This is a genomic window from Bacillus sp. AFS031507 (assembly GCF_002584635.1).
Lineage (GTDB): Bacteria > Bacillota > Bacilli > Bacillales > Cytobacillaceae > Neobacillus.
This window is the reverse complement of sequence record NZ_NUOW01000030.1, coordinates 7,315-21,551: the sequence shown is the minus strand read 5'-3', so window position 1 is coordinate 21,551 and position 14,237 is coordinate 7,315. Positions and strand designations below refer to the sequence as shown.

Sequence of the window (14,237 nt, the reverse complement as noted above, 5' to 3'; positions counted from 1 at the left end):
CTGTAGCTAGACATTAATTAATTGGAGGGGTTCAGCTGTGAATACAGTTAAAGATAAGATTTCTGAAATTATCGACGGAAAACGTGTCATTATTAAGAAGCCGGAACTCCTTGCTCCAGCAGGTAATCTTGAAAAATTAAAAATTGCTGTACATTATGGTGCAGATGCCGTATTTATCGGCGGCCAAGAATATGGACTTCGTTCAAATGCCGATAACTTTACCTTCGAAGAAATGAAGGAAGGCGTGGAGTTTGCAAGAGCATACGGAGCAAGAATTTACGTGACCACCAACATTTTCTCTCATAATGAAAATTTGGACGGTTTAGATGAATATATCCTTGGGTTGAAGGAAACTGGGATTGCGGGAATAATTGTCGCTGACCCGTTAATTATTGAAACTTGCCGCCGTCTTGCTCCGGAAATTGAAATCCATATAAGCACACAGCAATCACTCTCCAACTGGAAAGCTGCCCAGTTTTGGAAAGAGGCAGGGGCAGAACGTGTTGTCTTGGCACGTGAAGTAAGTGCAGAAGAAATTAGAGAAATGAAAGAAAAGGTCGATGTTGAGATTGAAACCTTTATTCATGGGGCGATGTGTATTGCCTATTCCGGACGTTGTACTTTGAGCAACCATATGACTGCAAGGGATTCGAACCGCGGTGGCTGCTGTCAATCATGCCGCTGGGATTATGACCTTTACAAGTTAGAAGGCAGTAACCAGGAAGTTGCCCTTTATGAAGAAGGTGACGCTCCGTTTGCAATGAGCCCGAAGGATCTTAATCTAATTCAAGCCATTCCACAAATGATCGAACTAGGTATCGATAGTTTGAAAATCGAAGGCCGAATGAAATCGATTCATTATATCGCAACCGTTGTCAGTGTTTATCGGAAAGTGATCGATGCCTATTGCGCGGATCCTGAGAATTTTGTCATTCAGAAAGACTGGCTATTGGAACTCGACAAATGTGCAAACCGGGAAACGGCTCCTGCATTTTTTGAAGGTGTGCCAGGGTATAAAGAGCAAATGTTTGGTAATCATAGCAAGAAGACAAATTTTGAATTTGTAGGCCTTGTTCTGGATTATGACGAAGAAACTAAAATGGTTACACTTCAACAACGTAATCATTTTAAACCAGGGGAAGAAGTTGAGTTTTTCGGACCTGAGATACAAAACTTTACCCATGTCATTGATAAAATCTGGGATGAAAAAGGTATTGAATTGGACGCAGCAAGACATCCACTTCAAATTGTACAATTTAAAGTGGACAAACCGGTCTACCCTAACAACATGATGCGAAAGGAGAACTAGCATGATGCGCAAACCCGTTGTTATTGGTGTAACCGGCGGCTCCGGCTCCGGAAAAACCAGTGTAACAAAAGCAATTTATGAAAGTTTGAAAGATCATTCCATTTTGGTGCTAGAACAGGATTATTATTATAAGGACCAGAGTGATTTACCATTTGAAGCACGTTTGAAGACAAATTACGATCATCCACTTGCCTTTGATAACGACTTACTGATCGAACATATCGAAAAGCTTTTACGCTATGAGACGATTCAAAAACCGGTTTATGATTATTCAATTCACACCCGTTCTGACAAAGTGATTCCAGTTCAACCCCAAGATGTTATTATTTTAGAGGGAATCTTAGTACTTGAGGACGAGCGACTCCGGAATTTAATGGACATCAAGTTGTACGTTGATACAGATGCTGATTTAAGAATAATCCGCCGTTTGACTCGTGATATTAGAGATCGCGGGCGGACGTTTGATTCTGTCATTGACCAATACTTAAATGTTGTTCGTCCGATGCATAACCAATTTATTGAGCCTACGAAGAGATATGCAGATATTATTATCCCTGAAGGCGGCCATAACCATGTGGCGATTGATTTAATGGTCACAAAAATTCAAACAATTCTTGAACAAAAGTCAATTTTATGAAACAATAACAAAAGAAAAGTCTAAATAGAAAAATTCAGACTGGAAAAATTATTTTTGTTGCGCGCCCTTTTATTTAAGGACGCGCTACTATCTATTATGCCGATTGGCATAATATTACATATTTTACATACACAATTCTTAATGAATAGAAGGAGTGAGGGTTTTGGCAACAGAGAAAGTATTTCCAATGACACAAGCAGGTAAAGAAAAACTTGTCCAAGAACTTGAATACTTAAAATCAGTGAAACGTAAAGAAGTGGTTGAAAGAATTAAAATCGCAAGAAGTTTCGGGGATTTATCTGAAAACTCTGAGTATGATTCTGCGAAAGAAGAACAGGCTTTTGTTGAAGGGCGTATAACAACTTTAGAAAATATGGTTCGCAATGCGAAGATTATTGCAGAAGCCGCTATGGCGAGTGACTCTGTAACATTAGGAAGTTCCGTTACATTTGTTGAGCTCCCAGATGGGGATGAAGAAACGTATTCCATTGTTGGAAGCGCTGAAGCTGATCCATTTGAAGGGAAGATATCAAACGATTCACCAATCGCTAAAAGCCTTTTAGGTAAAAAAGTAGGCGACCAAGTATCGGTTCAAACTCCCGGCGGTGAAATGAGCGTCCGTATCGTCAGCATTAAATAATCGAAATTATAACTATTCTTTTGAATATTGTTTGAAATAAGAAAACCTCGTCAAAACTTTTGACGAGGTGTTTTTTATGTGGCGAAGACGAGCCATTGGGTGGCTTATTATTTCTATTACAGGTTTGTTGTTGCTTTTAGTACGTTTAATGCAAATTCAGTTAATTGAGACAGAGACCTTTTCTAAACATAACGTAAATTTACTTGAAGAAAGTGTCAAACAAAGAACTCAAGAACTGGTAATTGATAATGGCAGAGGTAACTTTCTTGACCGAAATGGTGCAATGCTCACGCATAAAAAGGTGGCAGTTCTCGTCCTTTTTCCCTTTTTGAAAAAAATGGATTGGGAGACCGACAAGGTTTCAAGTATTTCTGGAATACCAGTAACTGTCCTTAAAATGGCTGTTGAAGGGGCGAAAAAGCCTTTTGCCTATGGGGACCCTGAACCATATGAACTTACTAGTTCACAAATGGAAAGAATCAATAGCTTAAAAATACCTGGTGTATTTGCGATAGAAAAAAAGTTTGAACGTGCCCAAGTACCAGCGGAACAGTTGCTTGGGATGACAGGTGAAAATTCTAAAGAGTTAAAGAAGCGATATCCGAGTAAGGAATTGTCGGAGAAAACCTTAATTGGCGTGTCTGGGCTGGAGGAAAGTTTTGATGAATTCCTGCTCCCTGAAGGTAAATCAAAGCTGGTTTATCATGTAGACGGCGGTGGTGCACCGCTTTTTGGAATTAATGTAAGATATGTAGATCCGGCAAATCCGTTTTATCCTGTCAATATTCGGACAACCCTGGATAGGACACTTCAGCAAAAAGCGGAGAATTTAGTTGACCACTATCAGATAAAAAAAGGGGGCTTGGTTCTCCTTAATATTCAGGATAATAGCGTGTTGTCACTTGTTTCGCGGCCAACGATTAATAAAAATGACCCTTACAATGGTGCTGGAATGACAAATATGATGTTGAAACAACAGATAATGGGCTCAGTTTTCAAAACGGTTGTAGCGGCTGCTGCCATAGACCATAATCTTGATGACCCGAAGCGTCTATTTGATTGCAGTAAGAAAATCAATGGTAAACCAGAGTTAATATACAATTATGGAATGTTGGATTTCACGAATAGCTTTGCAAGGAGTTGTAATCGTACCTTTGGAGAGCTAGCTAGTGAATTACAAAAAATAAATCCCAACCTTTTAGAAGATTATGCAGAAAAGTTGTCGCTTACCGGTTCGGTTGGCTGGCAGGGGGATATCTATCATACGAATGATTTTAAACAGCTCGCTGATGAGGATAAAGGAAGAGTGTTTCTTTCTGAGGACGCTAGGAAGGACGCTAATTTCGCCGCGATGTCCGGAATTGGACAACATGAAGTACGGGCTACCCCTTTAGCCGTCGCTAATATGATGGCGACGATCGCAAGGGGTGGTGAAAAAGAGATGGTTAGGGTCGTATCAAAAATTGAATACAAAAACGGTACGACGATGGTTAATTTTCCGGAGCAAAGCTTCCAGGGAGATACCATTTCTCCCTATACCGCGATGAAGTTGCAAAAGTTATTGCGGGAAGTTGTCTTGAACCCGAATGGCACAGGAAGATGGTTTAAGGACTTGCCTTATGAGGTAGCAGGAAAATCAGGCACAGCTGAAACAGGAAAATATGAAGCAGGCAGGCAGTTGCATAATAAATGGTTCGCTGGTTACTTTCCTTACGAGAATCCCAAATATGTACTTGTGGCAGTGAATTTGGATGTACTAGATACAGAGGGCGGGGTAAATTTGTTGTTTGCTGATATGGTTAAAATGCTGTATGAAAAAGATAAAGGGATGCAATAGGTAATGTTTTTTCCTTCAAGTTCTCATAAAATCATGTTAGAATATTGAGAGTCTATAAATGTCTGGCTCCTGTACCAAGGGAGCTTCCGTATTTATTTTAGGAGGGAATTAATTTGACTAATGATTTGAATTCTAATTCGCGTTCAGGTTACCGTTCGAAAAGAAAAAAGACCAATATCGTCTTAAATAGTTTAATTATCGTTGTGCTCTTACTAATTATTTTTGTCGCATATAATATCTTTGCTACTGGAAATGACAATGCATCACCAAAAAAGGAAAGTACAAAAACAGAGCAAAAGGATAATAAAGATGAACAAAAAGAGTCTGAAACTGTCACTACAAATGACGATGACAGTGTAACTGATCCTGCTGCCGAAGAAGAACTAAGTGAAGATGCTGCGACAACAGAGGATTCTTCCACATCGGAGGATAATACGACACCGGAAGGTGCAGATGAATCACAGGCTGTCGTGACAGAGGGAGACGGCAATTCGAATGTGGTGAAAGCAACTGAAAATCCTGCTTGGCAACCTGTTGGTACATCGCAAACAGGCGAGCATACTCCAGTTTATGACCAGTCTTCGGCTGACTGGCAAGAAATGTTGAATGCCATTTCTTATGCAACTGGTTTAGACAAAGGTAATATGACCGTTTATTGGCTGGGAAGAGATAGATCTACAACAAATGGCTCGTTTGGCACCGTCGCTTCAAAGGATAAACAGCAAAAGTTTAATGTATATCTCCAATGGGTTGATGGTCAAGGTTGGAAACCTACCAAGGTAGAAGAACTGGCTGAATTAAATCAGTAATCGATATTGAAAAAGCCTCTCGAAATCTCGAGAGGTTTTTTGCGGTATTTTAGACATTTCGAGGCATTCTCACAACGAAAATATTGACGAATTTGTAAAATATGATAAGTTGGGAACAGGTTTTTCACGAACCCATAGTATACTCATAGGATTGATGTATTCAATTAGGAGTGAATATGTAAGAAGGTGCAGCACATTGTAGCATGCTTTTATCAAAAGCGGTAGAATAGTGTTTGCGGATACAATGTATGGTTCCGAGGAAGATTATAAGCAGTAAATCTGATAATAATTATGAATACAAGAAAGAGGTCACAGTATGAAAATCGCAATCATTGGAGCAATGGAAGAAGAAGTAACTTTACTTAGAGATAATATCGACAATCAAACACAGGAAACTATAGCAGGCTGTGAATTTACCTTTGGAAAAATGCATGGAGTGGATGTCATTCTGCTTCGTTCTGGAATTGGTAAGGTCAACGCTGCCATGTCATCTACTATACTGCTTGAGAAATATAAGCCTGATTGCATCATCAATACAGGGTCTGCTGGTGGCTTTAATCCTGCACTAAATGTAGGAGATGCCGTTATTTCAACGGAGGTTCGCCATCATGATGTAGATGTAACTGCTTTTGGTTATGAATATGGCCAGGTTCCGCAGTTGCCAGCAGCCTTTTTAGCGGACGAAAAATTAATTACAGTCGCAGAAGCAGCAGCATCAGAACTTGAAAACTTCCAAATTGTTAAAGGCCTAATTGTCACTGGAGATTCCTTTATGGAGGACCCTGTCCGTGTCGATTTTGTCCGGTCAAAATTTCATGACCTGCAAGCCGTGGAAATGGAAGCAGCGGCAATCGCACAAGTAGCTCATCGATTTGGAGTACCTTTTGTCATTATTCGCTCACTTTCTGATATTGCTGGAAAAGAATCTGAAGTTTCTTTTGACCAATTTATCGATAAAGCGGCAACTAATTCTGCGACATTAGTTATGAAAATGGTGGCAGCTTTACGATAGTTAGTAGAGGTGGAAAAATGAAGGTTTACAAAAATGTACATGAACTAATTGGGCATACACCTATTGTCGAGATAACACAATTTCCTTTGTCTGAGGGAGTTCGAATTTTTGCAAAACTAGAATTTATGAACCCTGGAGGCAGTGTAAAAGACCGCCTTGGGATCGAACTGTTAAACGAAGCTTTTTCAAGTGGGAAATTGCAGGCGGGCGGAACAGTTATTGAGCCAACGGCAGGGAATACCGGGATTGGCCTAGCGCTTGCGGCTATAAACAAAGGAATTCAAGTAATATTATGTGTTCCTGAAAAGTTTAGTATCGAAAAGCAAGAGCTGATGAAAGCACTAGGGGCCAAAATCGTTCACACGCCAACAGAAATGGGGATGAAGGGCGCGATTGCAAAGGCTGAGGAGCTTCTAAAAGAAATTCCAGGGTCCTATTGCCCGCAGCAATTTGCCAACCCTGCTAACCCCGCTACGTATTATAAAACGCTTGGCCCTGAACTCTGGGATCAAATGGACGGTCAAATTGATATATTTGTTGCTGGCGCAGGTACAGGCGGAACATTTATGGGGACTGCTCGGTATTTAAAGGACCATAAAAAAGCAGTTAAAACGGTTATCGTTGAACCGGAAGGATCGATCCTAAATGGCGGGGAATCTGGTCCGCATCGGACCGAAGGCATCGGAATGGAGTTCTTGCCAGGGTATATGGACCCGGACTACTTTGATGCAATCCATACTGTTCCGGATGTGACAGCCTTCAACCATGTAAAGGAATTAGTTGTAAAGGAAGGACTTCTAGTCGGCAGTTCTTCTGGTGCCGCTTTTTATGCTGCACTTAAAGAGGCAGAAAAGGCAATGCCTGGTACAAATATTGTGGTTATTTTTCCAGACGGCAGTGAGCGTTACTTAAGTAAGAAGATTTTTGAAGGAGGAATTTAAAATGAAAAGAAAAACGCAATTAATTCATGGAGGAATTAGTAACGATCCAGCTACTGGTGCAGTTACCTTTCCCATTTATCAAGTGAGTACATTTAAGCAAGAAGGTGTCGGCGGGCATAAAGGCTTCGAATATTCACGAACAGGAAATCCGACCAGACATGCGCTTGAGGAATTGATCAAAGAACTTGAAGGAGGCAAGGCTGGATTTGCCTTTGGCTCTGGAATGGCAGCTATGACAGCTGTGATGATGCTGTTTAACAGTGGGGATCATGTGATATTAACTGATGATGTTTACGGCGGCTCGTTTCGGGTAATGACGAAAGTATTGAATCGATTGGGAATTGACTCTACCTTTGTGGATACAAGTAAATCTGAAACGATATTAAGCGCGATTCGACCAAATACAAGAGCCATTCATTTAGAAACACCTACAAACCCGCTTCTAAAGATTACTGATATTGAAGCAGTCGCAAAGCTTGCAAAAGAACATAATCTTTTAACTATTGTTGATAACACATTTTCGACGCCATATTGGCAAAACCCTATCGAACTTGGGGCGGATATTGTCTTGCATAGTGCCACAAAATACCTTGGCGGCCACAGTGATGTTGTCGCAGGTTTAGCTGTGGTAAATAGTGAAAAGCTTGCTGAGGAGCTCCATTTTGTGCAAAATTCTACCGGTGGGATCTTGGGTCCGCAAGATTCATGGCTGTTAATTCGCGGAATTAGAACACTCGGAATTCGCTTGGAAGAGATGGAAGCAAATACGAAAGCAATTGTGGAATTTTTACAAGGGCACACAAATGTAAAAAAAGTTTACTACCCAGGAATTGAAACCCATCCCAATCATCAGATCGCTAAAAAACAAACAAGAGGGTTTGGCGGTATGGTTTCGTTTGATGTCGGGAGTGCCGAAAATGCAGACAAATTACTTAGTAAAGTGAAATATTTTACCTTGGCAGAAAGCCTTGGCGCAGTTGAAAGCTTAATCTCAGTACCAGCAAGGATGACCCATGCGTCAATTCCAGCAGAGCGCCGAGCTGAACTAGGGATTACCGATGGCCTAGTAAGAATCTCAGTAGGCCTAGAAGACGTAGAAGACCTTATTGAAGACCTAGAGAATGCATTAAAATGATTGAGTGTCAGGCACCATGTGAAAAATTCACATGGTGCCTGACACCTTTTTGGGCTTTTGAATTAATTTAAAAAATTTTCCATAAAAAGGTTTACAAAGGATTTGTGTGTGGATATAATTACCGTAGTAAGTAAAAAATTCCAAAAAGGAGGTCGAAGAAAATGATGTTTACATTAACTGGAGCGATGGCGTTAAACGGAATGGTATCAGCAACTGGAATGATCGCAACAATTGAATATGAATATCAAACATTCGACCAGTCTGGAATGGATTGCTTAATTTTAAATTAAGTTACTATACATATCCATGCCGCAGGGAGAATGACGTCTTGCGGTATTTTTGTGCCTAAAAAACCAGAGCCGCAGGGATACTCTTCTGCGGCCTTTTTGTGCCCTTTTTACGAGCATTTTGGATATGTACAGCATAAATTGAATTTGTTGCGATTTCACTACAAATGATTACTTAAAGGAGGTGGTTAATCATGACCCTAAATATATTCTTTTTTTCAATTACTTTTAAAAAACTTGAAGTGAGTCTTGAAGAGGCAGTAAACCAGGAAATGGTTGAAAAGCTTTATGAACAAAACAAGGATAGGCAAATTTCCATGTATCGCTATATGTAAGTGGAAATAATTAATGAATGAAATAAGGAAGTGAACAGAAATGACGCTAAATATAATCTTCTTTTCAATTACGATTAAGAAACGAAAAGTAAGCACGGAAGAAGCTATTCATCAAGAAATGGTTGAGAAGCTCTACGAACAAAACAAAGACCGTCAAGCATCTATGTACCGTGGTATGTAATTAGAAAAAAATTTGCTGATTAGAAAGGTGGTTTTAAATATGTTGTTTTTACTAATGCAAGGTCGTGGCGCTAGTCTCTGGGTTTCGAAGGATACCACCTAGCTAGTCATAAAATTTAGGAGGTAACAATCATGCCGCTGCATATCTTATTATTGTCGCTATTCTTTATACCAAAGAAAAAAGGGTCATAATGATATCATATTGAAATCGAATTGCTAATAGCCGTAAGTGTTTGTTAACAAAATCTCCACATTTCCTTAAGCTAGTTACTGTGAAAATATGATAAATTCATATTAGAAAGAACAGGATCTATCTAAGGGGTGGAGAGTATGTTCATGGTTGTGATGGCTATCGTCATTACTGCGGCAATCGGCTGTGTTATTTCAGCTGAAATTAGTGTGGAATAATTAAGAAGCATCGACCAAAATAATCGGTCGATGCTTTATTTTTTTATCTTATTTATCTTCAGTCAAAGCTAAGAATTCATTAATATCATCAAGACAAATATGGACTGCCTTCTCCCAAAAGTCCGGTTGCGTCAAATCTACTTGTAAATGTTTCTGCGCTAGGTCCTCGACCGACATTGAGGCTGTATCCTTTAACAAGGCAATGTACTTATCTTCATAGCCCCTGCCTTCCTCAAGAGCATGAGCATAGATACCAAGTGAAAAAAGATAACCAAATGTATATGGGAAGTTATAGAATGGAACACCGGTTATAAAGAAGTGGAGCTTCGAAGCCCAGAATAACGGATGATATTCTTTCAAAGCATTGCTATATGCCTCTTTTTGTGCGGCAAGCATCAATTCATTCAACCGTTCTACTGCAACAGGACCTTGCTTTCTTTCTTCATAAAAACGCGTTTCAAACAAGAAACGGGCATGTATATTCATTAATAGTGCAACCGTTCTTTGGATTTTATCATCTAATAAAACGAGCTTTTCTTCTTCGTCCTTCGCATTCTTCACTGCCGCGTCAGCTACAATCATTTCGGCAAAGGTTGAGGCGGTTTCAGCAACGTTCATCGCATAATTTCGATTGAGATGATGAACACCCTTCATTGCGAATGTATGGAATCCGTGTCCCAGTTCATGTGCAAGGGTTGAGACGTTAGATGGAGTGCCTGAATAAGTCATGAAAATACGAGATTGATTACTTTCAGGAAAGAAAGTACAAAAGCCGCCAGGTGCTTTTCCAGGGCGATCTTCTCCTTCGATCCATTGTTCTTTAAACGCCTTCTGAGCAAATGAAGCCATTTTCTCACCAAAGATAGCAAAGTTCTGTTCGATAAATTCAGCACCTTCTTGATAAGAAACCTTTGAGGCTGTTTTTCCATATGGAGCATCTAAATCATACCAACTTAATTTTTCAAGTCCTAACAGCGTAGCTTTCCGCTCTAAGTATTTAACCAGCATTTGTTTATTTTCCGAAATAACTGTCCACATTGTTTCCAGCGTTCTCTTTTCCATGCGGTTAATACTAAGCGGTTCCTTCAAAACATCCTCCCAGCCACGCTTTTTGTAGACATTTAAACGGAAACCAGAAAGATGATTAAGAGTTTTAGCCAAGATGTCTGCTTGATCTCCCCAAGCTTTTTCCCAATTTTCAAAAATAGCTGTTCGAATTTCCCTGTCTGGGCTGGAAAATTTGTTGAAAGCCTGCCCGACAGAGAGTAGTTTCTCTTTGCCATTTTCGTTAAATGAGATTTTAATTTTTCCAACGATTAAATCATACAGTTGACCCCAGCTATGGTAACCGTCCACACCAAGGGCGCTGATAATAGCTTCTTCTTCTTTAGATAGCTTATCTTTTGCACGATCTCGTCGTTCATTTAATATGTAAGAGAGCACTTTGAGTTTTTCATCTGCTAACAACTGTACCCAAACGTCATCGTTGATTGTTGTTAATAAGCTATCAAATCTACCAAGAGCAGTTTGGAAAGCAGCGCTTAAACTGGTCACTCTTGCTTCAAGGTTATATGCTTTCTTGTCTTCGGTATTTTGTGCCTGCAAACATCCAACAAAGGCACCAGCTTGACGAAGCTTTTTGGCGGCATGCTCAAAGTCTTCAAGTAACTCTTGTAGGAATTTTGAATCCTCGGTTGTATTGAGTGGAGTCCAACTGCTAGCTTTTGCTTGGAAAAGATCAATTAACTCTGAAGTAAGGGTTAAGTGGTCTGCAAATTCTTTGGAATCACTGCCGCCTTTAAAAATTATTTCCAGGTCCCACACATCCGAATATGGAGTGGCTGTCATTCAATATACCTCCTTTATTTATGTACTTTCATTATTATATAGTTATTTTTCTAAAAATTCTATACATTACGCTTCCCGAAGGATGGAATGCAAAAGGGAATAAAAAAGAAATTCACCTAATCTTCAAATTTGTTTTTCAACCGTATGTAGTATAATTTAATCCAAGATTTAATATGCGGGAGAGGAAACTAGTGAAAAAAATACTGCTCGTTGATGATGAAACAAGAATGTTAGATTTACTTTCTCTTTATTTAACTCCCAAAGGGTATAAATGCATTAAAATGTCTTCCGCTCTCAAGGCAATTTGTTACTTGGAAAAGGAGAAAGCAGATATAATCTTGTTAGATGTTATGATGCCCGAATTGGACGGGTGGGAAGCATGTAAGGAGATTCGAAAAAACTGGGACATCCCGATCATTATGCTAACCGCTCGCAGTGAAAAAAATGATATTGTTAAAGGCCTAAAAATGGGTGCTGATGATTATATTTCTAAACCCTTCGACGAAGAGGAGTTAACTGCCCGTATCGACGCTGTCTTAAGAAGACAAACAGGTCATCCAACATTCATTGACTTTAATGGTCTTTCATTAAACGAGGATTCTTTTGATGTTTCATACAAGAATCAGCATATACCTGTCACACCAAAGGAATTTTCTTTATTAGCGCTTTTACTAAAGAATCATAACAAAGTGTTTACCAGGGAACATCTATTGAGGACGATATGGGGCTATGCGGCTCCAACAGAAGACCGGACAATTGATTCCCATGTTCGGAATTTACGGGATAAATTACGGAAAACGGGATTTCCTGTTGACGATTATTTGACAACCGTATGGGGACTGGGGTATAAGTGGATGGATAAGGATTCATAAATGAATACCTCATAGTTTAATATGGAGGGAAAAAAGTGAAGATTACAATGAAAGTCTATCTTGCTATTTTGACAGGAATCATGCTGATTTTGGCCTCAGGCTGCACAAATAAAAGCCAAGAACAGAAACCAGAACAGGAAAAGATAGCAAAAGTAAACTTTGATATTATCCAGGCGAAATCATTAAAAGTAGGTCAAATTCTGGGTATTGGCTATCCAGGAAATGATTTTGCTTTGTACGTAGCTACAGATGACGGCCTAAAAATGTATAATGGTTCTGAATGGTATGAAACAACAACGAACCAACATGATTACTTTGGCTTTCAAGCTATAAGTGCTGGTTTTATCGCAAGCGGTCAACCTCAAAAAGGTTCGGGTCTTAAGGACCCTCTCGGTGTAATTCAGAGTGTTGATAAAGGACAAACCCTCAAGAAAATATCCTTTTATGATCAGTCGCTCTTCCATTTCGTAGGTGCGAGTTTTTCAGGAAAAGGTCTTTATGTAATTAACGAAGAACCTAATGGAAAACTGGGTCAAGGCGTGAATTATTCTCTGGATAATGGAGCGACGTGGAAAAAAAGTGCATTAAAGGATTTTAACTCTGATTCATTTGGGATGATCGCGGTTCATCCGAAAAATGGCAATATCATCGCGATGTCGACAAGGTCTGGTATTTTTTATTCGACCGACAATGGGAACACCATGAAGCAAATTACAGATCCATTTATGGTTACGGCACTTACATTTAGTGGAGACTCAATTTTATTTTCAAGTGTGGAAAATGAAAAAGTACTATTAAAAACAATCAATCCTGCAACTGGAGAACAAAAGAATATCGCTTTCCCATTCCTTGATTATGATAATCCAATTACTTACTTATCGATTAATCCAAGAGATCCGAACCAAATCGCCTTCACTACTTATAAGAATGATGTATATGAATCTATTGATGGTGGAATGAAGTGGAATAATCCTTTACAAAATGGAAAAACAGAGCTGAAATAATCTTTAGCTCTGTTTTTTTAGGTTACAAGTAAAAAATATAAAATTTGGAACGAAGATAACTGTTTAGCTCCAGCGCCGCTAAACGGACGCTTCCGCTTTTCTATTTTTTCTTCTTCTCTTTTTCGGCTCGATAGAATTCATGGAACATTTTCATTAAGGCACGTTTTTCAATCCTTGAAACATAACTTCGTGATATTCCTAATTCTTTGGCAATCTCCCGTTGTGTTTTTTCTTTTTGTAGGTCAAGACCAAATCGCCCGATGATTACTTCCTTTTCTCGGTCATCCAGCACTTCAATATATTTTTTCACTTTCTCCAGCTCCATGTTCAGCTGAATCGTATCAATCACATCTTCTGATTCTGATTTAAGCACATCGATTAATGATATTTCGTTTCCTTCCTTATCTTGACCGATTGGATCATGCAAGGAAACATCTTTTTTTGTTTTCTTAAGAGCTCGTAAATGCATTAAAATTTCATTCTCAATACAACGTGCGGCATAGGTGGCGAGCTTTGTTCCTTTCCCCTCGGAGTAACTCTCAATCGCTTTAATTAACCCAATGGTTCCGATTGATATTAAATCTTCCGAATCCTCCCCAGTGTTTTCAAATTTTTTTACTATATGCGCGACCAATCTTAGGTTGTGTTCAATTAACATATTGCGCGCATGGGAATCTCCCTCTGCCATCAATCGAAGATATTTTCTTTCTTCTGCGGCAGATAGGGGTTGAGGAAAGGCATTATTTTTTACATAGGAAACAAGAAATAAGAATTCCTTCATTAAATATCCGAGAGCTGTTAAGATTCCAGACATCCACATCTACCCCCGTCTTTTTTGGCTTATTCGCCTATTATTAATTCCTATGAAGGAAAAGGGAAATTGTGTCTGTCCATAAACTTTTTTATTTAAGTAGGAATTTTATTATAAAAGGCTCTGTATACTTGGCTGTTGATTTCCACTCCAGGCGCTTCGCTTTCCGCGG

At 39.3% G+C, this 14,237-nt stretch carries 15 protein-coding genes; 13 read left to right on the top strand and 2 right to left on the bottom strand.

Annotated elements, in window-relative coordinates:
* Nucleotides 1–37: 37 nt before the first annotated feature.
* The 11 genes from COE25_RS23865 (at nt 38) to COE25_RS23820 (ending at nt 9,123) form a co-directional block, all read left to right on the top strand.
* The gene (locus COE25_RS23865) at nt 38–1,309 is read left to right on the top strand and encodes a peptidase U32 family protein (protein WP_098934407.1); all 1,272 of its coding nucleotides are present in this window, start codon (nt 38–40) and stop codon (nt 1,307–1,309) included.
* A gap of 1 nt (nt 1,310) precedes the next feature.
* On the top strand, nt 1,311–1,946 hold the full coding sequence (gene udk / locus COE25_RS23860) for a uridine kinase (RefSeq protein ID WP_088089069.1): 636 nt from the start codon (nt 1,311–1,313) through the stop codon (nt 1,944–1,946).
* Nucleotides 1,947–2,109: 163 nt separating this feature from the next.
* The gene (gene greA, locus COE25_RS23855; RefSeq protein WP_098934406.1) at nt 2,110–2,586 is read left to right on the top strand and encodes a transcription elongation factor GreA; all 477 of its coding nucleotides are present in this window, start codon (nt 2,110–2,112) and stop codon (nt 2,584–2,586) included.
* A 76-nt stretch (nt 2,587–2,662) separates the two neighbouring features.
* Nucleotides 2,663–4,423 (top strand): peptidoglycan D,D-transpeptidase FtsI family protein, encoded by a 1,761-nt coding sequence (locus COE25_RS23850; protein WP_098934405.1) that lies wholly within the window; start codon nt 2,663–2,665, stop codon nt 4,421–4,423.
* 113 nt (nt 4,424–4,536) lie between these two features.
* The gene (locus COE25_RS23845) at nt 4,537–5,232 is read left to right on the top strand and encodes a YrrS family protein (protein ID WP_098934404.1); all 696 of its coding nucleotides are present in this window, start codon (nt 4,537–4,539) and stop codon (nt 5,230–5,232) included.
* A gap of 316 nt (nt 5,233–5,548) precedes the next feature.
* The gene (gene mtnN, locus COE25_RS23840) at nt 5,549–6,244 is read left to right on the top strand and encodes a 5'-methylthioadenosine/S-adenosylhomocysteine nucleosidase (protein ID WP_098934403.1); all 696 of its coding nucleotides are present in this window, start codon (nt 5,549–5,551) and stop codon (nt 6,242–6,244) included.
* 17 nt (nt 6,245–6,261) lie between these two features.
* A complete protein-coding gene (locus COE25_RS23835) occupies nt 6,262–7,185 on the top strand; it encodes a PLP-dependent cysteine synthase family protein (RefSeq protein ID WP_088089064.1) in 924 nt (307 codons plus the stop codon).
* 1 nt (nt 7,186) lies between these two features.
* Nucleotides 7,187–8,320, top strand: coding sequence for a bifunctional cystathionine gamma-lyase/homocysteine desulfhydrase (locus COE25_RS23830; RefSeq protein WP_088089063.1), 1,134 nt, complete (start codon nt 7,187–7,189; stop codon nt 8,318–8,320).
* A gap of 161 nt (nt 8,321–8,481) precedes the next feature.
* Nucleotides 8,482–8,610, top strand: a complete 129-nt coding sequence (locus COE25_RS31835; RefSeq protein WP_256942456.1) for a hypothetical protein — start codon at nt 8,482–8,484, stop codon at nt 8,608–8,610.
* A 191-nt stretch (nt 8,611–8,801) separates the two neighbouring features.
* Nucleotides 8,802–8,942 carry a YrzI family small protein gene (locus COE25_RS23825; protein ID WP_088089062.1) on the top strand — a complete coding sequence of 47 codons (141 nt, stop codon included), beginning with the start codon at nt 8,802–8,804 and terminating at the stop codon, nt 8,940–8,942.
* 40 nt (nt 8,943–8,982) lie between these two features.
* The gene (locus COE25_RS23820; protein WP_098934402.1) at nt 8,983–9,123 is read left to right on the top strand and encodes a YrzI family small protein; all 141 of its coding nucleotides are present in this window, start codon (nt 8,983–8,985) and stop codon (nt 9,121–9,123) included.
* A gap of 455 nt (nt 9,124–9,578) precedes the next feature.
* Here COE25_RS23820 and COE25_RS23815 read toward each other — a convergent pair whose 3' ends face one another.
* Nucleotides 9,579–11,378 carry a M3 family oligoendopeptidase gene (locus tag COE25_RS23815; protein ID WP_098934401.1) on the bottom strand — a complete coding sequence of 600 codons (1,800 nt, stop codon included), beginning with the start codon at nt 11,376–11,378 and terminating at the stop codon, nt 9,579–9,581.
* Nucleotides 11,379–11,569: 191 nt separating this feature from the next.
* Between COE25_RS23815 and COE25_RS23810 the strand changes: the two genes are divergently transcribed.
* Complete coding sequence (locus tag COE25_RS23810) at nt 11,570–12,250, top strand: response regulator transcription factor (RefSeq protein ID WP_098934400.1); 681 nt, start codon at nt 11,570–11,572, stop codon at nt 12,248–12,250.
* 35 nt (nt 12,251–12,285) lie between these two features.
* Nucleotides 12,286–13,254 (top strand): F510_1955 family glycosylhydrolase, encoded by a 969-nt coding sequence (locus tag COE25_RS23805; RefSeq protein WP_098934399.1) that lies wholly within the window; start codon nt 12,286–12,288, stop codon nt 13,252–13,254.
* Between the two features lie 100 nt (nt 13,255–13,354).
* On the opposite strand, the gene sigK is transcribed toward COE25_RS23805, so the two are convergent.
* Nucleotides 13,355–14,068 (bottom strand): RNA polymerase sporulation sigma factor SigK, encoded by a 714-nt coding sequence (gene sigK, locus COE25_RS23800; RefSeq protein ID WP_066257756.1) that lies wholly within the window; start codon nt 14,066–14,068, stop codon nt 13,355–13,357.
* Nucleotides 14,069–14,237: the final 169 nt, after the last annotated feature.

Coding starts and splice junctions, on each gene's coding strand:
- COE25_RS23820 (WP_098934402.1), top strand. CDS start 8,983: ATGACGCTAAATATAATCTTCTTTTCAATTACGATTAAGAAACGAAAA.
- COE25_RS23825 (WP_088089062.1), top strand. CDS start 8,802: ATGACCCTAAATATATTCTTTTTTTCAATTACTTTTAAAAAACTTGAA.
- COE25_RS23835 (WP_088089064.1), top strand. CDS start 6,262: ATGAAGGTTTACAAAAATGTACATGAACTAATTGGGCATACACCTATT.
- COE25_RS23850 (WP_098934405.1), top strand. CDS start 2,663: ATGTGGCGAAGACGAGCCATTGGGTGGCTTATTATTTCTATTACAGGT.
- COE25_RS23815 (WP_098934401.1), bottom strand. CDS start 11,378: ATGACAGCCACTCCATATTCGGATGTGTGGGACCTGGAAATAATTTTT.
- udk (WP_088089069.1), top strand. CDS start 1,311: ATGATGCGCAAACCCGTTGTTATTGGTGTAACCGGCGGCTCCGGCTCC.
- COE25_RS23830 (WP_088089063.1), top strand. CDS start 7,187: ATGAAAAGAAAAACGCAATTAATTCATGGAGGAATTAGTAACGATCCA.
- COE25_RS31835 (WP_256942456.1), top strand. CDS start 8,482: ATGATGTTTACATTAACTGGAGCGATGGCGTTAAACGGAATGGTATCA.
- mtnN (WP_098934403.1), top strand. CDS start 5,549: ATGAAAATCGCAATCATTGGAGCAATGGAAGAAGAAGTAACTTTACTT.
- sigK (WP_066257756.1), bottom strand. CDS start 14,068: ATGTCTGGAATCTTAACAGCTCTCGGATATTTAATGAAGGAATTCTTA.